Source organism: Hymenobacter terricola (assembly GCF_017921975.2).
Classification (GTDB): Bacteria; Bacteroidota; Bacteroidia; order Cytophagales; family Hymenobacteraceae; genus Hymenobacter; species Hymenobacter terricola.
In genome coordinates this window covers 109,172-131,827 of the sequence record NZ_JAGEMO020000009.1, presented here as the reverse complement: position 1 = coordinate 131,827, position 22,656 = coordinate 109,172, and the positions used below count along the sequence as shown (strand labels likewise).

Annotated in this window: 22 protein-coding genes; 8 read left to right on the top strand and 14 right to left on the bottom strand. The window is 59.6% G+C overall.

The features are described from left to right. The first annotated feature begins 23 nt into the window (after positions 1-23). Both J4G38_RS09315 and J4G38_RS09310 read left to right on the top strand, forming a co-directional pair. Complete coding sequence (locus J4G38_RS09315) at positions 24-1,265, top strand: pyridoxal phosphate-dependent aminotransferase (protein ID WP_210516797.1); 1,242 nt, start codon at positions 24-26, stop codon at positions 1,263-1,265. A 14-nt stretch (positions 1,266-1,279) separates the two neighbouring features. After that, positions 1,280-1,951 (top strand): cytochrome b/b6 domain-containing protein, encoded by a 672-nt coding sequence (locus tag J4G38_RS09310; protein WP_210516798.1) that lies wholly within the window; start codon positions 1,280-1,282, stop codon positions 1,949-1,951. Positions 1,952-2,149: 198 nt separating this feature from the next. Here the strand turns inward: J4G38_RS09310 and J4G38_RS09305 are convergent, their stop codons facing one another. Together J4G38_RS09305 and J4G38_RS09300 are read right to left on the bottom strand one after the other, a co-directional pair. Next, entirely contained in the window at positions 2,150-4,504 is a 2,355-nt protein-coding gene (locus J4G38_RS09305) for a M1 family metallopeptidase (RefSeq protein ID WP_210516800.1), read from the bottom strand. A 220-nt stretch (positions 4,505-4,724) separates the two neighbouring features. Then, entirely contained in the window at positions 4,725-5,321 is a 597-nt protein-coding gene (locus J4G38_RS09300) for a HupE/UreJ family protein (RefSeq protein ID WP_210516801.1), read from the bottom strand. A 76-nt stretch (positions 5,322-5,397) separates the two neighbouring features. Between J4G38_RS09300 and J4G38_RS09295 the strand changes: the two genes are divergently transcribed. After that, complete coding sequence (locus J4G38_RS09295; protein ID WP_210516803.1) at positions 5,398-5,901, top strand: hypothetical protein; 504 nt, start codon at positions 5,398-5,400, stop codon at positions 5,899-5,901. Between the two features lie 12 nt (positions 5,902-5,913). Next, positions 5,914-6,477: a hypothetical protein gene (locus J4G38_RS09290; RefSeq protein WP_210516805.1), complete on the top strand. Its 564-nt coding sequence runs from the start codon at positions 5,914-5,916 to the stop codon at positions 6,475-6,477. Positions 6,478-6,592: 115 nt separating this feature from the next. Here the strand turns inward: J4G38_RS09290 and J4G38_RS09285 are convergent, their stop codons facing one another. Together J4G38_RS09285 and J4G38_RS09280 are read right to left on the bottom strand one after the other, a co-directional pair. Further along, entirely contained in the window at positions 6,593-10,591 is a 3,999-nt protein-coding gene (locus tag J4G38_RS09285; RefSeq protein ID WP_210516807.1) for a beta strand repeat-containing protein, read from the bottom strand. 289 nt (positions 10,592-10,880) lie between these two features. Continuing rightward, positions 10,881-11,186 (bottom strand): hypothetical protein, encoded by a 306-nt coding sequence (locus tag J4G38_RS09280; RefSeq protein ID WP_210516808.1) that lies wholly within the window; start codon positions 11,184-11,186, stop codon positions 10,881-10,883. 226 nt (positions 11,187-11,412) lie between these two features. Here J4G38_RS09280 and J4G38_RS09275 point away from each other — a divergent pair, with 226 nt between their 5' ends. Then, positions 11,413-12,234 (top strand): hypothetical protein, encoded by an 822-nt coding sequence (locus tag J4G38_RS09275; protein WP_210516810.1) that lies wholly within the window; start codon positions 11,413-11,415, stop codon positions 12,232-12,234. A gap of 98 nt (positions 12,235-12,332) precedes the next feature. Here J4G38_RS09275 and J4G38_RS09270 read toward each other — a convergent pair whose 3' ends face one another. The 8 genes from J4G38_RS09270 to J4G38_RS09235 all read right to left on the bottom strand — a co-directional run bounded on the left by J4G38_RS09270 (position 12,333) and on the right by J4G38_RS09235 (position 17,419). Continuing rightward, a complete protein-coding gene (locus tag J4G38_RS09270; protein WP_210516812.1) occupies positions 12,333-12,746 on the bottom strand; it encodes a hypothetical protein in 414 nt (137 codons plus the stop codon). Positions 12,747-12,833: 87 nt separating this feature from the next. Then, entirely contained in the window at positions 12,834-13,607 is a 774-nt protein-coding gene (locus tag J4G38_RS09265) for a hypothetical protein (protein WP_210516814.1), read from the bottom strand. A 173-nt stretch (positions 13,608-13,780) separates the two neighbouring features. Beyond that, positions 13,781-13,921: a hypothetical protein gene (locus tag J4G38_RS09260; RefSeq protein WP_210516816.1), complete on the bottom strand. Its 141-nt coding sequence runs from the start codon at positions 13,919-13,921 to the stop codon at positions 13,781-13,783. Positions 13,922-14,138: 217 nt separating this feature from the next. After that, positions 14,139-15,344, bottom strand: coding sequence for a hypothetical protein (locus J4G38_RS09255; protein WP_210516818.1), 1,206 nt, complete (start codon positions 15,342-15,344; stop codon positions 14,139-14,141). Between the two features lie 312 nt (positions 15,345-15,656). Then, positions 15,657-15,998, bottom strand: coding sequence for a DUF5615 family PIN-like protein (locus J4G38_RS09250; RefSeq protein WP_210516820.1), 342 nt, complete (start codon positions 15,996-15,998; stop codon positions 15,657-15,659). A 6-nt stretch (positions 15,999-16,004) separates the two neighbouring features. Beyond that, positions 16,005-16,238: a DUF433 domain-containing protein gene (locus tag J4G38_RS09245; protein ID WP_210516822.1), complete on the bottom strand. Its 234-nt coding sequence runs from the start codon at positions 16,236-16,238 to the stop codon at positions 16,005-16,007. Positions 16,239-16,487: 249 nt separating this feature from the next. Next, the gene (locus J4G38_RS09240) at positions 16,488-17,219 is read right to left on the bottom strand and encodes a hypothetical protein (RefSeq protein WP_210516823.1); all 732 of its coding nucleotides are present in this window, start codon (positions 17,217-17,219) and stop codon (positions 16,488-16,490) included. Between the two features lie 2 nt (positions 17,220-17,221). Next, a complete protein-coding gene (locus J4G38_RS09235) occupies positions 17,222-17,419 on the bottom strand; it encodes a hypothetical protein (protein ID WP_210516825.1) in 198 nt (65 codons plus the stop codon). A 261-nt stretch (positions 17,420-17,680) separates the two neighbouring features. On the opposite strand from J4G38_RS09235, the gene J4G38_RS09230 reads away from it, so the two are divergent. From J4G38_RS09230 to J4G38_RS09220, 3 genes are all read left to right on the top strand, one after another. Then, positions 17,681-17,902 (top strand): hypothetical protein, encoded by a 222-nt coding sequence (locus J4G38_RS09230; protein WP_210516826.1) that lies wholly within the window; start codon positions 17,681-17,683, stop codon positions 17,900-17,902. After that, complete coding sequence (locus tag J4G38_RS09225) at positions 17,902-18,309, top strand: putative toxin-antitoxin system toxin component, PIN family (RefSeq protein ID WP_210516827.1); 408 nt, start codon at positions 17,902-17,904, stop codon at positions 18,307-18,309. Before J4G38_RS09230 ends, J4G38_RS09225 begins: the two co-directional genes overlap by 1 nt. Positions 18,310-18,627: 318 nt before the next feature. Further along, complete coding sequence (locus J4G38_RS09220) at positions 18,628-18,990, top strand: hypothetical protein (RefSeq protein WP_210516829.1); 363 nt, start codon at positions 18,628-18,630, stop codon at positions 18,988-18,990. Positions 18,991-19,053: 63 nt separating this feature from the next. Here J4G38_RS09220 and J4G38_RS09215 read toward each other — a convergent pair whose 3' ends face one another. Continuing rightward, the gene (locus J4G38_RS09215) at positions 19,054-19,920 is read right to left on the bottom strand and encodes a hypothetical protein (RefSeq protein ID WP_210516831.1); all 867 of its coding nucleotides are present in this window, start codon (positions 19,918-19,920) and stop codon (positions 19,054-19,056) included. A gap of 99 nt (positions 19,921-20,019) precedes the next feature. Then, entirely contained in the window at positions 20,020-22,629 is a 2,610-nt protein-coding gene (gene clpB / locus J4G38_RS09210; RefSeq protein ID WP_210516833.1) for an ATP-dependent chaperone ClpB, read from the bottom strand. Positions 22,630-22,656 lie beyond the last annotated feature (27 nt).

The window sequence follows — 22,656 nt, the reverse complement described above, 5'->3', positions numbered from 1 at the left end:
GCCGTGGGTTTTACTGTTGTTTTATGTTAGAAATATCCCAGCGGGGACGGTCCATGCCCGTTTCCCCGTTTCGTAAGCTGGCCCCTTACGCCGAAATGGCCCGCAAACAGGGCAGGATTGTGTATCCGCTCAACATCGGCCAGCCCGACATCGAGACGCCACCGGCCGCGCTTGCCGCCGTGCGCAACGCCGATATCCGGGTGCTGGGCTACAGCCACGGCGCGGGCACCGAGAGCTACCGCCGCAAACTGGCCGCCTACTACCAGCGGGCCGGCCTGCCGGTGGTGATGGAAGACATCATCGTGACCACAGGTGGCAGCGAGGCCATCCTCTTCGCGCTCCTCACCTGCCTGAACCCCGGCGACGAGGTGATTATCCAGGAGCCGTTCTATGGCACCTACTCGGCCTTTGCCATCGCGGCCGGGGTGACCATCGTGCCGGTGACGGCCATTATTGCGAACGGTTTCGCGTTGCCGCCACTGGCTGATTTTGAGCGTGCTATCACGCCGCGCACCCGCGCCATCCTCATCTGCAACCCCAGCAACCCCACCGGCTACGTGTACAGCCGCGCCGAGCTGGAAAGCATGCTGGCCCTGTGCAAAGCGCACAATATGTTCCTGATTTCGGACGAGGCCTACCGGGAATTCTGCTACGATGCGCCCTACGTGAGCGCCCTGGAACTAGCCGGCGCCGAGCCCAACGTGGTGGTGGTCGACACCATTTCGAAGCGCTACAGCGCCTGCGGGGCACGGGTGGGCGCCCTGGTCACGCTCAACAAGGAAGTGTACATGGCCGCGTTCCGCTTCGCCCAGATGCGGGTGAGCCCGCCCGGCCTGGGCATGCTGCTGGCCGAGGCGGCGGCCGAGCTGCCCGAGTCGTATTTCGACGGTAGTAAGGCCGAGTACCTGGCCCGCCGCAACCTCACCGTGAGGCGCTTGCAGGCCATGCCCGGCGTGGTGTGCCCGCGCCCCGGCGGCGCATTCTACGTGCTGGCCCACCTGCCGGTGGATGATACTGAGAAGTTTGGGCAGTGGCTGCTGGAATCGTTTTCCTACGAAAATCAAACCCTCATCCTCTCCCCGGCCAATGGTTTCTACCAAACGCCGGGCCTGGGCAAGCAGGAAGTCCGCATCGCCTACGTCATCAATCGCACCGACCTCGACGCTGCTTTTACTTGCCTGGAGCACGCGCTGCGCGAATACCCCGGCCGCACCGAACCGCTGCCCGCATCTGCCGTAGAAGCTTCCGTTGCCCTCACTGCCTGAGCCGTCACTGACCGATGAACCCAACCATTGCCCCCGCCGTCGAAGTACCTATCAAAGACTACCGCGCCTCGCTACGGTTCTGGCACTGGGCCAATGCGCTGCTGATTAGCCTGCAATTAATTACCATCCTGTTTCAGAAGGTGATTGTCAACTCCCGGTCGGCGGTGCCGGAGTTTCAGCAGGCCATGAGCAAGAACAACATAACGATTACAACCAAGCAGGGCGGCGCTTTTGCCCACATCATCAGCGAGCGCATCTGGGACTGGCACATTTACTTCGGCTGGGCGCTGGTGGCGCTGTGGGTGCTGCGGCTGGGCCTGCAGCTCACGGGCCCTTCGGAGCTGCGCTTCTCGGCGCGGCTGATGGAGATACTGCGCCGCTACCGCCTGGCCCCTCCCGCCGATAAGGGCGCCGCCGGCAAAGTTTTGTTCGCTAAAACCACCTACGCGCTGTTCTATATTTTCATCACCATCATGGTAGCTACCGGCCTGATTATGATATATGAAGACACCGCCTTCTTCGGCCCGATGCACCATACGGCCGAGGAAATCCACAACGTGACGATGTACCTGATTATGGGTTTCATTGCTGTGCACGTAGTAGGCGTGGTATGGGCTGAAATCAAGGAAGACCACGGCCTCGTGTCGCGCATGGTGGGCGGCAAAGGACCGAACGTCAAGGCGTAAATCGCCCAAGCATCAACCTCACCCCCTGACCCCCTCGCCAAAAAAGCGGGGGCACCAGTCTTGCTCCTTGCGATTTGTTCAACAACAAAAGAGCCCGCTTTGCAGCGGGCTCTTTTATTTTCAACTGTGTCAATAGTACCGAACCGGTGCCCCCTCTTTTTTGGCGAGGGGGTCATGCCCCGGAAGGGTCCCGTGAGGTTACTGGCCGCTGCCGACCGGCTTCTGCTCCATTTTCTGCATGGGGCTGGCTTGCGCGGCTTGCTGCTGCATGGGGTTGGGCTGCGCCTGCTGCTGCTGCTGGAACAGCTCGAAGCGCGAGGCGGCGGGCTGACGCGGGAAGGCGTTGTTGCTCAGGTCGGTGTCGGCCGTTTGCTGGAAGGGGTCGATTACGAAGCTGATGACGGGCTTCTTGGTCACGATGATTTTGCTGACCTGGGCGTTGTTTTTGCGCCAGATTTCGGCCGGGATGGTCTGGATTTCCTGCGAGTTATCGGCGTAGGTCATTTGCAGGACCACCGGCATCACGAGGCCGCCCACGTTGCGCAGGCTCAGCTCGTAGAAGTTCTGGGTGTCGCCGAGGCGCTGCCGCTGCTCGGGGCTGAGGGTGCCGAGGTAGGCAGTATAGCGCTGCTGGTCGGCGGCGGTGGGAGCCAGCGGATTGAAGTTATTGTAGAAATCCTTCAGCTCGGGCTTCTCTTCCACCAGGGTTTGTTTGATGTCGGTGGCGTTGCGCTGGGCCGTGATGGACTGCGGCGCGGCGGCCTGCATCTGCTGCATGCGGGCGTTTTCCACCTGCGGATTCTTGGTGCTCACGTTGTAGGATTTCACCGATTCGAGGGCGATGTCGGTGTGGTCCGTGGTGTAGAACCAGCCGCGCCAGAACCAGTCCAAATCCACGGCCGAGGCGTCTTCCATGGTCCGGAAGAAGTCGGCGGGCTGCGGGTGCTTATAGGCCCAGCGGGTGGCGTAGGTTTTGAAGGCGTAGTCGAACAGCTCGCGGCCCATCACCGTCTCGCGCAGAATGTTGAGGGCCGTGGCGGGTTTGCCGTAGGCGTTGTTGCCAAACTGCAGCGCCGACTCCGAGTTAATCATAATCGGGGTTTGCAAGCTCTTATCCGTAGCCATGTAGGCCGAGATGTTGCGGGGCTCGCCGCGGCGGCTGGGGTAGTTGCGCTCCCACTCCTGCTCGGTGAGGAACTGCACGAAGGAGTTCAGGCCCTCGTCCATCCACGTCCACTGCCGCTCGTCGGAGTTGATAATCATGGGGAAGAAGTTGTGGCCCACTTCGTGGATAATCACCGAAATCATCGCGTATTTCCGCTCCGGCGAGTAGGTGCCGTCCTTCTCCGGCCGGCCGCCGTTGAAGCAAATCATCGGGTATTCCATGCCGCCCACCGGGCCGTGCACCGAGATGGCCACAGGGTACGCGTAAGGAATGGTGAATTTCGAATAGGTCTTGATGGTGTGCGCCACCACCTGCGTCGAGTACTGGCCCCACAGCGGGTTGCCCTCCTTGGGGTAGTAGCTCATGCACATTACCGGCTTGCCTTCTTCCTTAATTTCCATGGCGTCCCAGATGAATTTGCGGGAGCTGGCCCAGGCGAAGTCGCGCACGTTTTTGGCGGCGAACGTCCAGGTTTTGGTGCCGGTGGCGCGGCTGCCTTCGTTCTTCACGGCCTCGTCCTGGCTCACGATGAGCACCGGCTTCCTGGCGGTTTTGGCTTGCTCGAAACGCTTCTGCTGGGTGGCGCTGAGCACCTGGGCGGCGTTGAGGAGCGTGCCGGTAGCGCCCACCACATGGTCGGCCGGCGCGGTGATGCTGACGTGGTAGTCGCCGAAGGGCAGCGTGAATTCGCCGTTGCCAAGGAACTGCTTGTGCTGCCAGCCCTGGTTGTCCGAATACACGGCCATACGCGGGTAAAACTGCGCGATTTCATAGAGGTAATTCTTGTCCTCCGGGAAAAACTCGTAGCCGCTGCGCTCGTTGATTTTCAGCTGGTCGTTGATGTTGTAGTGCCACTTCACGTTGAACGACACGGCCTGGTGGGGCCGCAGCGGCGTGAGCAAATCCACGCGCATCATGGTGTGGTTCGTGACGGTGTGCAGAGCCCGGCCGTCCTTGCCGGTCACGCTTTCAATCTTGAAGCCGCCGTCGAAATCCGACAGCAGGCCTTCGAGCGACTGGAACGAAACCTTGTCCTGCAGCTGGCCCACCTGGGTGGCGGCCGTCATCGAGTTTTTGTCCAGAATGTTCTGGTCGAGCTGCACCCAGAGGTAGGGCAGCACGTCGGGCGAGAGGTTGGTGTAGGTGATGGTTTCGCGGCCCGTAATGGCCTGCTTGGCATCGTCGAGCGTGACTTTGATGTCATAGTCGGCGCGCTGCTGCCAGTAGTCGGGGCCGGGCGCGCCGCTGGCGGTGCGGTAGGAGTTGGGCGTGGGCAGCATCGTTTCGAGCTGCGCGAATTTGTCGGTGCCCGAATTGGTGGTTTGGGCGATGGCAGGCAGCTGGCCCGCCACAGCCAGCACCAGGCCGGCGAATAGAAAACGACGCATGGGAAAAGCGTTAGTGAAAAATCAGGAAAAACAATAGCTGAGAAAGTCGCTAAAGTTACGTCAGGGTTGCGGGGTGAGCGAAGGAATTAGGCCGTCATGCTGAGCGCAGCCGAAGCATCTCGCGTGGGGTAGTAATTCAATCGATTGGATTAGTTGAAGCACGCGAGATGCTTTGCTGCGCTCCGCATGACGTTCGATAAACGCTCCCTCTTCTCCTCCCCTACGGCCACAGCTGCTGCATGAGCAGCACCGTGGCAATGCCCAACGCCGCGCCGCTGGTGGTCAGCAGCCAGTCGCGGCGGGCCACGCGCAGGCTGCCCAGCAGCACCGCACCCGCCAGCAAAATGGCCGATACGATGAGCACCTGCCCCAGCTCGACGCCGATGTTGAAGGCCAGCAATTCCTCCACCGGGCGGCTATTGGCTCCGAGCAGGGCGCGCAGGTAGTTGGAAAAACCCAGCCCGTGAATCAGGCCGAAACCCAGCGCCAGAAAATTGGGCGTGGCGGCCCACATGGGCGTGCGGCGGGTAATGAGCCGGTCGGCGCCCCACATATTCACCAGGGCCGTGACCATGATGGTGACCGGAATCAGCGCCTCGGTGATGGCCGGCTTGAAGGCCACCACGCCCAGCGTGGCCAGGGCCAGCGTGAGCGAGTGCCCCACCGTGAAGCTGGTGACCAGGGCCAGCACCCGGCGCCAGTCATTGAGCACGTAGGGCGCGCACAGGGCCAGCAGAAATGTGAGGTGGTCGGCGGCCCGCGGCGTGCAGATGTGCAGGAAGCCCAACTGCAGATAGGTGGAGAAAACGGAAGCCATACGGCAAAGCTAGGAAGTGTGGGGTTTGCCAGGCCGCCGCTAACTTGCACCGGATTTACCTTCTACTAAACTTTTTATGTCCAAACGTTACCTTCTTCCACTCGTTCTCCTCACCCTTGGCAACGGCGCGTTGCGGGCCCAGGAATCGGCCGCATCCCAAACCTTCAAGCAGCGCCTGCGGGGCCAGTATCTGCAAAACGACACGGCCCAGGCCATTATCAACCTCTACAGCACCCGTCAGTTTGGCGGAGCCAGCTGGATAGTGGCGGCCGGCCTTTCCGCGGCGCGTATTGCTACGGCCAACAGCACTACTACCACCAACAACAGCTACGTAGTGAACAACGACGCCCCCAATGCAGGCGCAGTTTTTCTCGTCGCCAGCCCCATTGCCGCCTATGGCGTGGGCAAAATGCTGCACTACAGCAACGGCCACCTGGAGCAGGTGCTCACCGATTACGCCGCTGGCAAGCACTTGCCCAAGTCGCTACGGCGCAAGCTCAAGCGGCGCTTTTTCAAAGTGCCCATCATCAAATACAAACCCGTGAAGGCGCCGGAGGTAAAGGCGCCGGAGGTAAAATAGCTGGTGATGAACATGCGCTATATCTTCTGCCTGCTACTGCCGCTGCTATTGGGCAGCACCGTGCTTTTTGCCCAGGCGCCGGCCGCGGCCACGCCCTCTTCGCCCGGCCCAACGGCCACCGAGGCCGGGGCCGTGCTGCTCTTCAACGACTGGTACCTGCCCGCATACCAGCCCGGCACACCGGCCGCCGATACCACCGGGGCGCTGCTTTCGCTGTTTCGTAAGCGCCGGTATGCGGGCATACTGTTTACGGTGCCGTTCATCGTGGGCATCTCACTGGCCCTGCCCATTGCCTCCAAAGATGCCGCCGGCCAACGCACCGTGGCCGCCGAAGCCATTTCGCCGCCCATCGGCTCGGCCATTCTCGTGGGCACGGTGGTGGGCTTTATCATGCACGCCACCAAGTTCAGCAAGGCCAATCTGGTGGCCATCGACAAAGCCTACGCGGCCGGTCATTCGATTCCGGCCAGGTACCGCAGCCAGCTGAACGCCAGCCATTTTGCGGAAGCGGCCTACCTGCGCGAAGCCATTGCCCAGCAAAAAGCCCGCGAGCCGGTAGCAACACCAGGCAAATAGGACCTTTTGCCTTGGGCGAAAACGCCATTCGGCCACTCCGAAACCAAGCATAAGGCGATAAAAAAGCCCTGGCCAATACGGCCAGGGCTTTTTTATCGCGCGAAGCGTTGCGGAGTTAGTCCTTCACGATGCGGCGCGTGTCGAGGCCGCCTTCGGTTTTGGCCCGCAGGGTGTAGATGCCCGAGGACAACTGCGTCAGGCTCACCGACTGGGTGGTGATGCCGGCAGAAGCCGGCACGGTAGTCGTAAACACCACCTGGCCCAGGGCGTTGAACACTGTCAGCTCCACGGCTTTGCGGTAGCCGGTCAGCTCCACGCTTAGGTTGCCATCGTGAGTCGGGTTCGGGTACACTTGCAGCGAGCTGCCAGCCAACGGCTGCCGGCTCGACGTCACCACCAATGGAGTAGAAGCGGCCGAGGCACAGCCGTTGGCATTGGTCGCCACCACGGTGTAGGAGCCCAGCTGGGCAACGGTGCCGTTCACCACGTAGGTCTGGCCGGTGGCCCCGGCGATGAGCACGCCGTTCAGATAGAACTGGTTGCCCGTAGCCGCGCTCGAGGTGAGCGTGGTGCTCAACCCGTTGTAGGTGGCGCTGATGGTTGGCGTAGCCGGCAGGGCATTCACCACCACTGTGGCAGCGGCCGAAGTAGCCGGGCAACCGCCCGCGTTGGTCACTAGTACGGTGTAGGCCCCACTGGCCGTGGCCGTGTAGGAGGCCGTCGTCGCGCCGCTGATGGCCGTGCCGTTCAGCTGGAACTGGTACGTGTTGCCCGTGCCGGCCGGCGCCGTGAGCACCACCGAGCCGCCCTGGCAGAAGCTGAGTGCGCCGCCAGCCGTGAGCGTGGCCGTCGGCGTGGCATTGATGGTCACGCTGGCCGTAGCCGTGGCCGCTGCGCAGCCGCCCGAAGCACTGATGCTATTGGTCACGGTGTAAGTACCCGCCGTGCTGGTCGCCAGGTCGATAGCACCAGTGGCAGCGTCGATAACCAAACCCGTGGTCGACGAGAACGTGCCGCCGCTGGCGCCCGTGGCAAAAGCCGGGGTCGGGTTCGTGCCACCCACGCAGTACGAGGCGCTGGCGTACGAGAAAGCAGCCACCGGGGCGCTGGTCACCGTTACGGTAGCCGTGCCCGATGAGGGGCAGGTACCGGCCACGCTATACGTCACGGCATAAGTCCCCAGCGTGCTGGCAGCCAGGTCAATGGCTCCCGTAGTCGGGTCAATGCTCAGGCCGGTAGTGGAAGCGAAGGTGCCGCCGGCCGTACCCGTTACCGTAGCAGTGGGGTTGGTGCCGCTCTGGCAGAACGTGGTGCCGGTGTAGGCAAACGTGGCTGTCGTGGCGGGGTTCACCGTCACGGCTACCGGGGTTGAGGTAGTCGAGCAACCAGCGGCGCTGGTCACGATAACCGTGTAGCTGCCGCTGGCCGAAACCGTGGCCGTGTACGTGGCGCTGGTAGCCCCGGCGATGTCCGCACCGTTGAGCTGGTACTGATAGGTAGCGCCCGTCACCGGCGTGGTGGCCAGCGTGATGGTGCCGGGGCCGCAGAACGTGGTAGCCGTGCTGGCGGCCAGCGTGGCGGTTGGGGCCGGGTTCACGGTCACCGTTACCGAAGTGGAATACACCGTGCGGCTATCGGCCGTCATAATCACGGCGCGGAACGTGGTGGTAGACGTCAGGTTGCTAAAAGCGAAGGTGCTGCCCGTGTTGGTGCCGGCTACATCGGCGAAGCCCGAGCCATTGTCGGCCTGGTATTTCACGATGGTGCCCACGCTGCTGGCCAGCGTGAGCGTGCCCGAGTTGGTGCCGGCGCACACGGCAGCTACCGAGCTGCTGAGCGTGCCACCTTCGGTATTGGCCAGTACGAAGAAGTCGTTGCCGGGCGTCAGGTCCAGCGTCGACACGATGCCGGTGGCTGGGACCGTGGCGGCCGCGCCGCCGCGGGTGGTGTAGGCGCCCGCTGCCGTTGCAGCCTGCGCCACCACTGCCGTAGCGGCATTGCCCACCACGTCATCGGCGCCGTAGCTCAGCTGCACGCGGGCCGTAGCCGGCAGATTGGCGGAGTTTTCGAGGCGCACGTAGCGCGTGGGGTTCAGGTTGGTGACGGGCGAAACACCCGTACCGCCCGTGGTGCCATTGATGATGGTAGCAGTGAAAAGCTGGTCGGTGCCGGCCGTGATGCCCGAAACCACCACCGGCCGGAAGCCGGCCGCGTCGCCCACGGCAAACAGCCGCGACACCGCCGTCGCGCTGTTGACGACAATACCGAACGGACCCTTTACGTACGCCGTGGCCGAGCCAGCGGGCATTACCGTGGTGGCGCTGCCGCTGATGAGTCGGTTGCCCACCGAAGTGGTGACAATGCCCGCCAGCAGGCTAAGGGAGCTGCTGGTCGTTGATGGGCCCACCACAGTCAGGTCGCCGCCGGCCACCGTTATTCCCAGCGGGTTGTTAAAATCGGCGTAGTACAGGCTGCGCGAAGGCGGCACCTCAACGCCCGTGGTGCGAGCAACCAGCTCGGGGTTGTAGATAAGATACAGGCCACTGGTTGGCAGGTCGAAGGTCGGGGCAACGTCGAAGCTGCCGGCCGAAGCGGTGGGGCTGGTCAGGCCAAAAGACACCACGGCCAACGTTGTGGCGTTGCTTTGCACCGTCAGGTTATTGGCGTTGATGACGTTGCCCCTGAACATCGCCACGTTGCGCGTGGTAATGGGCATGCTCAGTGTCACTCCCGAGGCGCTATTCTGAAAGGTTATCTGCACCAAGGGGCTGGTAACGGTGCCCGTGCCGCCGATGCTTTGGGCCGTGGTACCCTGGAAGTACAGGCGGCTGCCGGTGGCCGTGCCCGTCAAGGTGCCGTTGTTGGTAATAGTTGGGCCGAGCTGCAGCAGAACGGCTCCGTTCAGGTTCAGCGTCGTGCCCGCGTTAATCAGCACGGCACCCAGGGGGTTGGTCTGGCCGGCGAGCAGCGCGCTTTTCGGGTTGGTGGTGTTGTCGATGGTCAGGTTGGGCATATTGCCGCGCACCCGGAAATCGAAATTGGTGGCCGTGGCGGCCGTGCCCACGTTCACGGTGCCGCCCGTGAAGGTGTAGGTGCCCGCCACGTAGTAGTCGAGCGGGGTAGTGGCCGTGCTGCGCTGCACCAGGTTGATGGTGCCGCCCGAAATCGTGGTCGTGCCGTTCACGCCGAATGAGGGCGTGCCGGAAGCGTTGCCCACGGTGCTCACGTTGATGGTCCCCGCGCTCAGCGTGAAGGTCATGGCCACCGTCGCCGTGGCACTGGTAAAGCTGGTAAAGCGCCCCACCGTGCTCAGCGTGCCGCCCTCCTGAGTATACACCGAGCTGGCGCCGAAGTTGATGGAGTTGCCGATGCTGTTGCCCACGTTGTAGGTACCCGTCGAAATGCGCAACGAGCCATTCACCGTGGGCGAGCCGGTCTGGCTGGCCACGGTGAAGTTGGCATCATTCAGCCAAAAGCCCCCGGTGGCCGGAATGAAGTAGGCGGCGGCGTTGCCAAATACCTTGTTGCTGATAGTGGCCGTGCCCGAAATCTTGAGCGTGCCGGTCATGTCGTCCACGGTATTGGTCGTGGTGCGCGTCGAAAGGAAGCCGTCGCCGGAAGTAGCGCTGCCTTTCACCGATAGCGTCGGCAGGCTCATGTCCACCACATCGGCGCGGACTGCCTTGGCCAGGGACACCGTTTGCAAATCGGTAGTGCCCGTGCCCCCAAACGTGACGCTGCCCGCCCCCGTGAAGCGCAGGTCCGAGCCAATGGTGGCGCTGTTGCTCAGGTCCAGCGTGCCGTTGTTGGTCACGCTGCCGGCCACCTGCAGCGAATACGCCGTGGTGGTCGAAGTCAGCAGCGAGCCCGTGGCCGCCACGGTCAGCGAGCCGGCGGTAGCAGCTACGTCCAGCGTCACGGTGGCTCCGGCCGCAATGGTTACGTCATCAGTGGCCGTAGGCACCGCGCCGCCCACCCAGGTGGCCGGGTCGCTCCAGTTGCCGCCCGTGGCGGTGGAGGAAATGGCCGCCATGCCACGGCGGGCAACGGGCGGGCTGGGCAACTCGGCCAGAACCGGAGCCGCAGCCAGGGGCCGGACTACTTTTTCGGCCATAATAGGCCTTGGAAAAGTCCGGTTTTGCGCAAATGAACCCGTAGTGGCAAATAGGCCCAAGGCCACCACCAGAAAGGGCTTCCAATTGTGCCTGGCCGATAAATCACGTCTCCACACGCGTGGGCATGGCGACGCATTGATACTTGGTAGGGTATGCTGCATGAAAAAAATAAGAAGTGGGTAAAATGTGGTAAAAATCAGCGCAAACAGACTGCCCGGCTGCTCCCTGACGCGAACGGCCAAGGGCAACAAGTGTAAATCAGCGAAGAAGGCGGAATGATGGAAAGCCTTACAAATTGCGCGCAATCAGGCTTTCTTGTTGAGTAGATGGATTAAGTTCAGGAAAGGGATGGCAAAGATGCTGTCTTTTTTGGTCTTTTGCACAGTCTCCCTGAAAATGTTGTTTTTTCTTGCCAAGAAACCTGCTGCAGGCCTGCAATCGTTGCCAGTGGAATCGGCCCCAGTAATCCAAACTGCCGCCCGTCAGCCCATTGCAATCCTGAGGCTGCGCCGGGGTGCGATTTGTGGCTGCGTTTATGGTCTTCTTTCTCCACTGTAACCCGTTCCAGCGGGCCGGCCGTTCGAATAACAGCACAGTCGAGTTGTTGGCCGCTTTTGTCGGGCAGTGGCATATTGGCGGAACCATTTTCTTCGTCCTGAGCAGCTTCCTCATTGCCGTTCGCTACCCCGACCGCGTTGAGCCGTCGCGGGACAGCCGGCTTTTGCGCTGCCAGTGGCAATGGGCCTCTCAACTACTGTTCAGAATGTTTTTCATTTTACAGTACATTTATACACACTTTCACCCGCTATTTTAATTTTTCATGCGCAACCTGCACCCACTCGTTTCCCGCGCCTACCTGGCGGTATTTCTCCTGCTGCTGACGCTTGCGGCGGCCAATGCTCAGAATGTGGCCATCAAAGGCGATGTTATTACCGTGGATAAAAAGCCTTGGGCCAAGCTGACCAAGACGGGCAGCATGATGATGAAAGACTTCACGCTGCTCACCCTCGACGACAAAGAGGTGATGAAGACCAAAGGCACCATCACATCGCTGCCCAACAACGAAACCTTTATTTACTACATGATGACGTTTCAGCCCGGCGGCGAAACGGCGGAAATGAGCAAAACCGGGCTCAACTTCGCGCAGCAACTAGCCGAGGCCCTGGTGAGCAAAGAAGTAATGCTTGATGGCCAGCCCAACCCGGCGGGCATTGCCAAGTTTACCAGTGCGTATTCCGAAAAGCTGTCGGCCAAGTACGCCAAGGAAAAATCCGACCAGCTCAACACCAAGCCGCTGGAGTATTCCACGGTGACGCGCTCACGCAGTGGTACGGCCCAGATTGTGTTCAACAAACGCACCCAGCGCACCGAAATTCAGCAGGGCGGCACCGTAATCGGCTACGTTGGCACCGTGAGCAAGCCCAAAGGCATTGCCACCTGCGACATCCTGCTCCCCGATGGCATGGTCGTTGCCAGCCTCAACATTGATGCCTGGATGGCTGACAACCCCGGCGCCCGCGACATGACCTACAAAATGCTGGTAAAAAAGAACAACCAGTACCATAACCGCAGCGTGGTAGGCGGTGTAGATGTCGTGCAGAAAGACGCAGTTGAGTATTTGGTGACCGGCGGCTATTTGTAAGGTTTCTCACAGCACCAAAAAGCCTCGTCAGCAATTGCTGGCGGGGCTTTTTTCATCAGAATATTCATTGGAACTCAGAATAACAACTCGTGTATTAATTAATTAATTAATACACGACTGGCATAGCACTCATAATGTGAATTCTGCCCAACCGGCGACGAGTTATTCAAAATAAAGAGGCTTTGCAAGTCGTCATCAAATACGAAATTTGGCGGGGCAACGAACATTCCACCTCTATTTTTTAATAGCGCCTTGCTACCAAAAGCCAACCCCACCAAACCCACCACTGCACTACTGAAGAACAGCCAATCTTTGAGCACAATTGAAAGGCCAAGTGCGAAATAAAGCATTACGCCGGCAAAAAAATAAATACGAAATAGCCCGTATAGCCTTCGTCTGTCGTGCCCCCTGTTTTTATCATCAAGTCGGCTTCGGTCGAACGTAACGATGGCACTCCCAGCTGGTTCTGTTGCCAGCTGCTTGAAACAAGCGAATTGTTGAGCATTGAACATCCGGTCAATAGTACGCAGCTACCGTCACAAGCCTATGCGGGTAGTGGAGAATAGGCCACCGGCGGCAGTAACCGGGAGGCGCGGCATTTAGAAATCGAAGTCGAGCGGCTCGCCCAGCCGCTTGCGGGCATCGAGGATGCTGCTGCGCGTGAGGAAAGCCAGGTCATAGTGCTTAATCGAATGCCGGGAGGGATGACTGATGCCGCATTCCTGCCGTTGCACGTAGGCCTCGTGCACCACTGGCAGGGCGGCCAGCCGCTTCTGTTTGCGGAAGTGGTAGTAGGCCCGGCGCAGGGCAAAGCGCCAGTCGGCATCGGCTTCGATGGCCAGCGGCTCGTCGAGGACCTGCGCGAAGTGAATGATGGTGTTCAACTCCTGCTCTTCGGCCGAGAGCGTGGGGTGGGCCGCCTCAAAGGCCTCGCGCCAGCGGTTGATGCGGGCCGGCTCGTAGCGGCGGGCAAACTCGGCCAGTTGGATGGGCAGTTCGACATCGGTGAGTTGGGCGGGGCGCTGGTCGGGGGCGGGCTGGGGGCCGGCTTCGGCATCCTGCTGCGCCCTGATATCACGCAGCACTTGCAGGTACCGCTCCTCTTTGGCGCCGCGCAGGTCGGGCAGGTGCAGCAGGTGGTCGTGGCCGGTGCGGGCGTTGTGAAACCGGTACCAGTTCGGGATTCCCCGGTGAACAAGGCTTTGCGGAGGCACGTAGGGCGCGGGCCCGAGGGCCGCCTTCAGGTCGGCGTGCTTTTGCCAGCCGAAACGGATATCGTGGTCGTCTTTGAGGTCCTGGGCGTAGTCGGCCTCCGCCACCCACTCCAGGTAGAGGGCCAGGGAGTGATGGGGGCACGGCCGCGCAGTGTTCAATGCCCATCGCGAGGGTACCGAAGTCGTCGCCAATCGCCACACCGGGCACCGGGGTGCGCTCGGCCCGCCACGCGCATTGCAGGTCAAACAGCTTCTTCTGCTGAATATCCCAGAGCCGGACGTAGGCCTGCTGCTCATAAATCATCAGCAGCCGGGTCATGGCCTGTTCCGAATCAGGCCCCTTGGTTGCCCAGTAGGTTGCGCCGGCTCACGTACTGCCGCACGAACTGCTCCCGCACCGCCGGCTGGAAGCGCTCAAAAAACGCGTCGTAGTGCTCGTTGTGCAGCACGTCCTCGGCCACGGCCTCGTCCACGTAAGCCTACTGCTGGAGCTTGTCGGCCTCCTGTTGGTTGAAGTCGTAGTACGGTTTGTCATTGTCCGGCACGAAGCTGTCATCGTCGTCGTCGTCGTCAATCATGGGGAGGTGGGTAATCAAGAAAAGATAAGCTCGTGGGTACCACCACGAAAAACCGGGTGGCTTATTGCCTCTCCGACTCGGAATGACAGGCTTTTTGACTTCCTGACCACCTTTAATAACTAAAGTCTTCGGGCTCGCCCAGCAGGGCGCGGGCTTTCAGAATCTGCTTTTTGGTGTACTTCGAGGCTTTGAACTTCGACTCGTAATCGGTCAGTGGCGGATGGGCAATGCCAAGCGCCTGCCGGGTCTGGTACTCCTCAAACACCACCGGCAGGGCTTCGAGCAGGCGCTGCCGCCGGTAGTGGGCCGCCGCCCTGATGACGGCATGCCGCCAATCGGCGTGGTGCTCAATCTCAATCACGTCGTCGTGGGCGTTTTCCAGGGTTTCCAGGGCTCGCTTCAGGCTCCTGCCTTCACGCGGTTTATCTGCTTCCTGATAGGTTTCCAGCAGGCGCGACAGCTTGCCCGGCTCGAAGCGCCGCGCAAAGGCCAGCGAGTGGGCGTCCTGGTCGGCATAGTTCAGGCGCGGCCGGGCATCGGGCGGGTTGGCGGCCTGCTCGGCTTCGCGCTCGGCCCGGGCCTGCTCGCGGGCGGGTCGTTCGGCTTCGTGCAGCACTTTCCGGTAATACATTTCCTTGGCTCCGCGCAGGTTGGGCAGGCCCAACAGCACGGCGGTGCCCCGGTGGGCATTGTAGTAGTGGTACCACTCGGGGATGCTCAGGTCGTGGGCATCCCCGCAATATTCCTCCTTGAATTCGTCGTAATCCTGCCACTCGGTGTACTCATTGCCTTCCACGTCGGCCACAAAATCGGGCGTAGTGGCCACAAACTGGCAATACAGGTCAAAATCCTCGGCCGAAATTGGCTCCAGAAACGGGCAGCGGTGGATGCGGGCGCTCCACTCTTCAAACTGCTCACTCACGTCGATTTTGGGCAGGGTCAGCTGCCCGGCGCGCCACTGGCATTGCAGGTCAAACAGCTTTTTGTGCTGAATATCCCACAGCCGCACGTAGGCGGCGTCGGTGTATTCGGTGATGCGCTCCTGCATCCAGCGGGCCACGTTTTCGCCGTGGTCCAGGGCGCGGTGTTTGGCCAGCGCATAGTGCTGAATGAACGATGGCACGCTATCGGGGTGGAACTGCTCGAACCAGGGCCGGTAGCGGGCGTCGGTGCGCAGCTCTTCGATGTATTGCTCCACCGCTTTGGCTTGCGTGATGTGCTGCTCGGCCTGCTCCTGCAAAAAGCCATAGGCTTTGATTTCGGGCAGGGGCGGCACCGCCGGTTGGTCATCGAAGGCGGGCTGTTCGTCGTCGGCCATGAGCATGGGAGTTGGTGAGGCCCTAAATGTATCGATTGCCGCCGTTTCCGGCCGGGTTTATTTTCAGCCAGCCCCGCCCTACTTTCGGCGTGTGCCTCCGAAACGTGGGCCACAGCACGCCACCCGCCCTTTGCCCTCCCAGGTTTGGCCGGCCAGGTATGTACGACTGATTTCGAAAATCTATTTGCAGTCGTACAACCGCGCAGTGAAATGTGTACGACTGGGTTGGCGAAATGCATGTTCACTCGTACAGTCTTTGCCCCGGCCGCCACCCCAAGCGGCAAGGGTAGCGGAAGTTTCTTTAGTTTCTACTCACGGTAGCCGCAGCTGCAACAGCCCAAACTCCGTCTGCGGCCCCAAAAACGCCTGAATCTGCGGTAGCCGCGCCAGCAGGAACTCCGCCAGCTTCGCCACGGGCACTTGGGCATTTTGCACGGCCACCACACGGGGCGGAAAGCCTTCAGCCAGCACCAGCCGCAGGAAATTCTCGTCCTTGGTCAGCACATCGTAGCCGTGCTGCTTGGCGTAGCGCCAGATGCTGGTATCGGGGCTGTTGTCCAGGTTGATGTCGCGAACGTGCAGCACCGCCGCGCAATGCGGCCGCAGGTAGGCGGCCAAGCGCCAGGAGATGTTTTCGCCCAGCAGCAGGCGCATGAGCAGCTACGCGGCGGCCAGCAGCACGATGCTTTCCTTATAGGCCGCGTACAGCAGGCAGGCCCGCACCTGCGCCGCGCCGATAGCTGGGAAGTCCTCGGCAATGTCGGCGGCGCTCATGCCGTTGGCCAGCATTTCCAGCACTTCGGCCACGGTCGTGCGCGTGCCCTTCACCACCGGCTTGCCGAAGCGCACCTGCGGGTTCAGTTCGATGTAGGCAGTGATGGCGGCGGTGTCCATGCGGGTTGGAATGGGTGGGTGGTCAAAAATACGACGAATGCTCCCTATTCGATTCATCCCGACTGTTACCATGTGCTGTTGCGCTGCCTTGGGCCTTCGGCAGTTTGTACAAGTATTTTCGAAAATCGATTTATTCTTGTACAAACCATCGTGTGATTCTGTACAAGAATTTTTCAAAATCCGATTATTCTTGTACACTTCACCCCGCCCCCGGCCGCCACCCCAGCGGCCCAAGTAGCGACAGTGTCTTCAGGTTCCCATCCAAGCTCGCCGAAACCATTCTGGTATATCCGGCCCAATCGTCGTTAGTTTACCCGGCTCGTATTCGGCAAACCACCAGATGGACGCGCCCGAATTATCGAACAGATACGCCCGGTTTACCTGCTGCATAGTTTCAACTAAAAGGCCCAGGCTTTTTGCATATCGACTCACAATTTTTTCCGTCGAAACGCCGTGTCCGCCTTTGCTCACCCGGTTGCTTACCCGGTCTACGTTCACGGCCGGGGTTTCCGTGGCAATGTAGTAGAGGTAGGTACGGTAGCCCGTGGTGGCCGCCAACTGTAAAAACTCCAGCTTCGACCGGTGCGACATCACCGACTCAAACGTGAAGCTGAGCTTGGCCGCCAGCAATTGATGCCGTAGAAAGTCGGCCACCGTGGCCGCCACGTAAGAATTCACTGCTGCTTCCGGCTGCATTACCACAATATTTTCGGCAACATGCAGCCCTATTTCCTGGCTGGTTTGCGCTCCGACGGCCGTTTTCCCACCTGCCAGAAATGCGGCAAAGTCGGTCTGCGTCGCGGCCAGTTGGTAATCGGACAGATGCAGGAACCGCTGCCGGACCAGCTGCTTCTCAATCTCATCGGCATTCACATACACGCCCAGATTGAACTGCCCGCGCAATTCATCCAGCAGCGCCGATTTGCCCGAGCCGTTGGGACCGGCAAACAGGCGCAGCCGCGGAATGGTAATCGTTGCCATTATTAGGCTTTGCGGCCGGGGTTCTGGTACTGGTCTATCACTACTTCACGCTGCCCGTTGGCGTGAATCCGCACCAGTTTGCCGTTTTCGTAAACCGTCACGGTGAGGCCCAGCGCCCGGCTCTCGCTCACGGCCCGCAATGATGCTTGCCGCGCAGCCGCTTGCAACACTTCGGCGGGTATGTCCTCGGTCTTTTTCATTTTATCGTGGCCTACTACATCAGGCGTTTGTCCATCTAAGATACGACGAACGAAAGCTACCCGCCCACCCCCATCCCCGCGCCCCGGCCGCCACCCCAGCGGCCCAAGTAGCGAGAGTTTCTGCTGACGACACCCCGCCCCCGCCCCCCGCCCGCCACCCCAGCGACACCAATAGCGAGCGTTTCTGTTGACGATACACCGCCAAGCACCCTTTTTGGCTAACCGGCGTTATCTTGCTGTATCATCCATTGCCCGTTCGTCATGGCACCCACCGCACCCGTTCAGCCCACCAAACTCAATAGTCTCCAAATCAGCCTGCTGCGCTTGTTTGAGCGGGGCATGAGCGACGAAGACACCTTGGAACTACGCCGCGTAATCGTGGCGCATTTGTCGCAAAAGATGCTGGCCGAAGTGGAACGTATTGATGCCGAGCGCGGCTACACGGCCGAAGACTACGAACGGATGCTCAACGCTCCTTCCTGATGCAGCGGGTAGTCGTTGATACCAACTGCCTGCTCGCGTCGCTCAACCGCAATAGTCCTTTTCATCGTCTGTACGAATTGTTTGCCAGCGAGGCATTCGAGTGGGTGCTCAGCAATGAAATCCTCACCGAATACGAGGAGACTCTAGCGGCTCACTACTCCGCCACTACTGCCCGGCGCGTAACCGAAATTCTGCTGAACGCCCCCAATACGTCTTTTCAGGAAGCCTACTTCAAGTGGCAGCTCATCGAAGCCGACCCGGACGACAATAAATTTGTGGACGTAGCCATCGCGGCCAATGCCGACTACCTGCTGACCAATGACCGGCACTTTGAAGTATTGCGGCAGATTGACTTTCCGCGCGTACCGCTCATTGGCTTGCAAGCGTTTCTGGCAGAAATGCAGTAACGCCGCCCCGCCCCCCGGCCGCCACCCCAGCGGCGCAAGTAGCCGTAGTTTCTGCTGACGCCGCCGCCCACCCCCGCCCCCCAACCGCCACCCCAGCGGTACCAGTCGCGGGCGTTTCTGCTGCCCCCGCCCCCCGGCCGCCCGCCGCCCCCGCGCCCCAGCCACCACCCCAGCGGCGCAAGTAGCGGGAGTGTCTTAAAACGCGTGTACAAACACAGCAACAACAGTTGCAGCAAAGTAAGCCACGGAAATGATTACAAGAAGCCATTGCACTCGAAAACAATAGATTACACGTTCTGCAACAAGTAATTTTGGGTCATGATTTATCCTATCCGAGCTACCGCCGAATATAAAGGCGAAGCGGACAAGCCAAGACTTGTTCCGGGAATACGTTATGTTATTAACGTAGAGCCACACCCAATCTTTAAGAATGGGAATGAGTACCAAGTGACAACACTCGGTTTGGACCCACCCAAAGCTCATCACACCGAAGAAATGAGAGCAAGGATTATGGAAGCAGCCGCTGATTATCCATTTACTCAATTTGGCTATCACCACATCCCTGCCAAGATTGGCTACTACTACGAGTCAGCCAATGCATTCCATGATTCATGGAGTAATTTATTAGGGCAGGATAGTCAACCGCTTCCCGATGAGTTATCTGTGATGCTACCGTTTTAGACAAAAAATTCAGGCCGATTTCTAATAAAATCGGCCTGAATAAAAAAATCAATATCGTTTTTACTAATCAATATTCCAGTATGCCTCAGGTTCGCCATCAAAAGCGTCATCTATGAGTTTATCATTTACGTATCCACCATAACCATCAGAATAGTTATACTTAGATTCTGTCTCGTCATTTTCATTATATGATTCTTCGGAATTCAAAGTGTAAGTTATTGCTTCAAACAACCGCCATTTTTTTTCATTCAGTGACACCAGAGAATCAGGGGTGAATTCTTTCCTTTTCGTAATCAATGCACGTATCGGTAATATACTTTCAGTAATTTTATTTACTTGGAAGCCTAAAAAACTATTTACATCAAGCTTTGCTAACGCAATTAAATCGGATGGTCGCAAAGAAAAGAATTCAACATTTTTAATTAACCAATGGATGTAAGAAGGTTTACCAAAATGCAATGAGTACCTATCCTCCTCTAAATAGTATTCTTTACCAACCACTTCATTGTAATCAACTATTCCAGCCCTCGAAATATCTTCGAAGTACTGCTCACTATACATTACTATTGAACCTTGCGGGTCGTTTTGAGGCAATCCAAAATAATATTCTGCCAAAAAATTATTTATTTCTGTATGATAATCAAAATTAGTTAAATCAATTCTGGCCATCGCAGCAATATATTCGTGCCCTGCCTTTATCTTCAAAATCATTTGATTTCCTAAAAACGATACACTGAGATGGCTACAATATTTTTTCCCTGTTGACATGAAAGGAGAATCATGCTTCGAGAATATCCTTCTCAGTATTTCACGGCACCAAACTACAGGTAGAACTGCTGCACCACAATATATCTGTTGAATGGTTAGTTTTGAATATTGACCAAAGCCTATTGGCTCGTGAAGTTCAAAAACTCGTTTCTGGTATTTCATTTTGCGATTCAGATTAAACCAATCTACCACTCAAACATACATAAGAAAGCCCCGCCGACTTCACGCCAGCGGGGCTTTCCCACTCAAAACCAAACGCAATTACACCGCCGGCATCTCCACGTTCTCAAACTTTACCGCGCCGTCTTCCAGCACGGCTTCTACCACGGCATCTTTCGTCACGCGGCCGGAGAGGATGTCTTTCGACAGCTCGTTCAGAATCACGCGCTGGAGCACGCGCTTCAGCGGGCGCGCGCCGAATTGCGGGTCGAAGCCGGCTTCGCCGAGGAAATCGAGGACTTCGCTGGTGGCTTCGAGCTGGATGCCGGCCTCGGCCAGGCGCTGCTGGATTTGCTTGAACTGGATGTCGACAATTTTGCGGATTTCCTTGCGCTTGAGGGGTTGGAACATCACGATTTCGTCGATGCGGTTCAGGAACTCGGGGCGCATGTGCTGCTTGAGGCGCTCCACCACTTCGTCGCGGGTGCGGTCCACCACTTCCTCGTGGTTGTACTCGTTCAGCTCCTTGAAGTTCTTCTGGATGATGTCGGCACCCGTGTTCGAGGTCATGATGATGATGGTGTTCTTGAAGTTCGCCACCCGGCCTTTGTTGTCGGTGAGGCGGCCATCGTCGAGCACTTGCAGCAGGATGTTGAACACGTCGGGGTGGGCCTTTTCGATTTCATCGAGCAGCACCACAGAGTAGGGCTTGCGGCGCACGGCCTCCGTGAGCTGCCCGCCCTCGTCGTAGCCCACGTAGCCGGGAGGCGCCCCGATGAGGCGCGACACCGAGTGGCGCTCCTGAAACTCGCTCATGTCGATGCGCACCATCGCATTCTCGTCGTTGAACAAATACTCGGCTAAGGCCTTGGCCAGCTCGGTTTTGCCCACGCCGGTGGTGCCCAGGAAAATGAACGAGCCAATGGGCCGCTTGGGGTCCTGCAGGCCGGCGCGGGAGCGGCGCACGGCATCCGAAATGGCCGCGATGGCCTCGGCCTGGCCGGCCACGCGCTTGCCCAACTCGGCTTCGAGCTGGAGCAGCTTTTCGCGGTCCGATTGCAGCATTTTGCTCACCGGAATGCCGGTCCACTTGGCCACCACTTCGGCAATGCTTTCGCTGGTCACGACTTCCTGGAGCATGGTGCCGCCGTCTTTGTTGGCGGCGGCCTCGTCCTGCAGGGCTTTCAGCTTGGCTTCGGCTTCCTGAATCTTGCCGTAGCGCAGCTCGGCCACGCGGGCGTAATCGCCCTGGCGCTCGGCCTGCTCGGCTTCCAGCTTGAATTGCTCGATGGCTTCCTTTTGGGTTTGAATGCCGGTGAGGACGGCTTTTTCGCTTTCCCAGCGGGCTTTGAGGGTGTCGCGCTTGTCGTTCAGCTCGGCCAGCTCCTTGCTGAGGACGGCTTCGCGGTCGCGGTTGTCTTCGCGGCGAATGGCTTCGCGCTCAATCTCCAGCTGCATGATGCGGCGCTGGATTTCGTCCAATTCCACGGGCATCGAATTCAGTTCGATGCGGAGCTTGGCGGCGGCTTCGTCCATGAGGTCGATGGCCTTATCGGGCAAAAAACGGTCGGTGATGTAGCGCGAGCTCAACTCCACGGCGGCAATCACGGCGTCGTCGGTGATGCGCACGCCGTGGTGCAGCTCGTACTTTTCCTTGATGCCGCGCAGGATGCTGATGGCGTCGTCCTGGGTGGGCTCGTCCACCATGACGGCCTGGAAACGGCGTTCGAGGGCCTTGTCTTTCTCGATGTATTTCTGGTATTCCTTGAGCGTGGTGGCCCCGATGGCGTGCAGTTCGCCGCGCGCCAGGGCGGGCTTGAGCAGGTTGGCGGCGTCCATGGCGCCTTCGCCCCCGCCGCCGGCCCCGATGAGGGTGTGCATCTCGTCGATGAAGAGCACAATCTGCCCATCCGAGTCGGTCACTTCCTTGATGACGGCCTTGAGGCGCTCCTCAAACTCGCCCTTGTACTTGGCCCCGGCCACGAGCAGGCCCATGTCGAGGCTCATGATGACTTTGTCGCGCAGGTTTTCGGGCACGTCGCCGGCCACGATGCGCTGGGCCAGGCCCTCCACGATGGCGGTTTTGCCCACGCCGGGCTCGCCGAGCAGCACGGGGTTGTTTTTGGTGCGGCGCGAGAGGATTTGCAGCACGCGGCGGATTTCCTCGTCGCGGCCAATCACGGGGTCCATCTTGCCGCGCCGCACCTGCTCGTTGAGGTTCACGGCGTAGCGGTTCAGGCTCTGGTACTGGTCTTCGGCGCTCTGGCTGGTGACTTTGCGCCCGCCGCGCAGCTCCTGAATGGCGGCCTTCAAGTCCTTGTCGTTGAAGCCCGTGTCTTTGAGCAGCGTGGCCACGGCATCGCGGCCGGAGAGGATGCCCAGCAGCAGGTGCTCGATGGACACGAACTCGTCGCCCATGTCCTTCATGGCGGCGTTGGCGCGCTGCACGGCAGCGGCGGCGTCGTTGGCGAAGTAGGGCGAGCCGCCGCTCACCTTGGGGTAGGCGGCCACAATGGCATCGAGCCGCGGCGTGAGAATGTTGAGGTTGGCGCCCAGCTTGTTGGCCAGAAACGAGAAGACGCTCTCGTCGCTCTGGAAGATGCCCTTCAGCAAATGGCCGGTTTCGACGGCCTGCTGCTGGTTTCCGCCGGCAATTTCGGTGGCCTTCTGCACGGCCTCCTGCGCCTTGATGGTGAAGTTTTTAAAGTCCATTTCCGTTCGTCTCTAAGTGGGTGCTTC

What these genes read in the sequence shown, in the direction of transcription:
- J4G38_RS09250 (WP_210516820.1), bottom strand. Translation starts at nt 15,998, where the DNA reads ATGCGCCTGCTGCTGGGCGAAAACATCTCCTGGCGCTTGGCCGCCTAC.
- J4G38_RS09300 (WP_210516801.1), bottom strand. Translation starts at nt 5,321, where the DNA reads ATGGCTTCCGTTTTCTCCACCTATCTGCAGTTGGGCTTCCTGCACATC.
- J4G38_RS09235 (WP_210516825.1), bottom strand. Translation starts at nt 17,419, where the DNA reads ATGAAAAAGACCGAGGACATACCCGCCGAAGTGTTGCAAGCGGCTGCG.
- J4G38_RS09230 (WP_210516826.1), top strand. Translation starts at nt 17,681, where the DNA reads ATGGCACCCACCGCACCCGTTCAGCCCACCAAACTCAATAGTCTCCAA.
- J4G38_RS09315 (WP_210516797.1), top strand. Translation starts at nt 24, where the DNA reads ATGTTAGAAATATCCCAGCGGGGACGGTCCATGCCCGTTTCCCCGTTT.
- J4G38_RS09285 (WP_210516807.1), bottom strand. Translation starts at nt 10,591, where the DNA reads ATGGCCGAAAAAGTAGTCCGGCCCCTGGCTGCGGCTCCGGTTCTGGCC.
- J4G38_RS09305 (WP_210516800.1), bottom strand. Translation starts at nt 4,504, where the DNA reads ATGCGTCGTTTTCTATTCGCCGGCCTGGTGCTGGCTGTGGCGGGCCAG.
- J4G38_RS09225 (WP_210516827.1), top strand. Translation starts at nt 17,902, where the DNA reads ATGCAGCGGGTAGTCGTTGATACCAACTGCCTGCTCGCGTCGCTCAAC.
- J4G38_RS09215 (WP_210516831.1), bottom strand. Translation starts at nt 19,920, where the DNA reads ATGAAATACCAGAAACGAGTTTTTGAACTTCACGAGCCAATAGGCTTT.
- J4G38_RS09255 (WP_210516818.1), bottom strand. Translation starts at nt 15,344, where the DNA reads ATGGCCGACGACGAACAGCCCGCCTTCGATGACCAACCGGCGGTGCCG.
- J4G38_RS09310 (WP_210516798.1), top strand. Translation starts at nt 1,280, where the DNA reads ATGAACCCAACCATTGCCCCCGCCGTCGAAGTACCTATCAAAGACTAC.
- J4G38_RS09290 (WP_210516805.1), top strand. Translation starts at nt 5,914, where the DNA reads ATGCGCTATATCTTCTGCCTGCTACTGCCGCTGCTATTGGGCAGCACC.
- J4G38_RS09275 (WP_210516810.1), top strand. Translation starts at nt 11,413, where the DNA reads ATGCGCAACCTGCACCCACTCGTTTCCCGCGCCTACCTGGCGGTATTT.
- J4G38_RS09245 (WP_210516822.1), bottom strand. Translation starts at nt 16,238, where the DNA reads ATGGACACCGCCGCCATCACTGCCTACATCGAACTGAACCCGCAGGTG.
- J4G38_RS09240 (WP_210516823.1), bottom strand. Translation starts at nt 17,219, where the DNA reads ATGGCAACGATTACCATTCCGCGGCTGCGCCTGTTTGCCGGTCCCAAC.
- J4G38_RS09270 (WP_210516812.1), bottom strand. Translation starts at nt 12,746, where the DNA reads ATGTTCAATGCTCAACAATTCGCTTGTTTCAAGCAGCTGGCAACAGAA.
- J4G38_RS09220 (WP_210516829.1), top strand. Translation starts at nt 18,628, where the DNA reads ATGATTTATCCTATCCGAGCTACCGCCGAATATAAAGGCGAAGCGGAC.
- J4G38_RS09295 (WP_210516803.1), top strand. Translation starts at nt 5,398, where the DNA reads ATGTCCAAACGTTACCTTCTTCCACTCGTTCTCCTCACCCTTGGCAAC.
- clpB (WP_210516833.1), bottom strand. Translation starts at nt 22,629, where the DNA reads ATGGACTTTAAAAACTTCACCATCAAGGCGCAGGAGGCCGTGCAGAAG.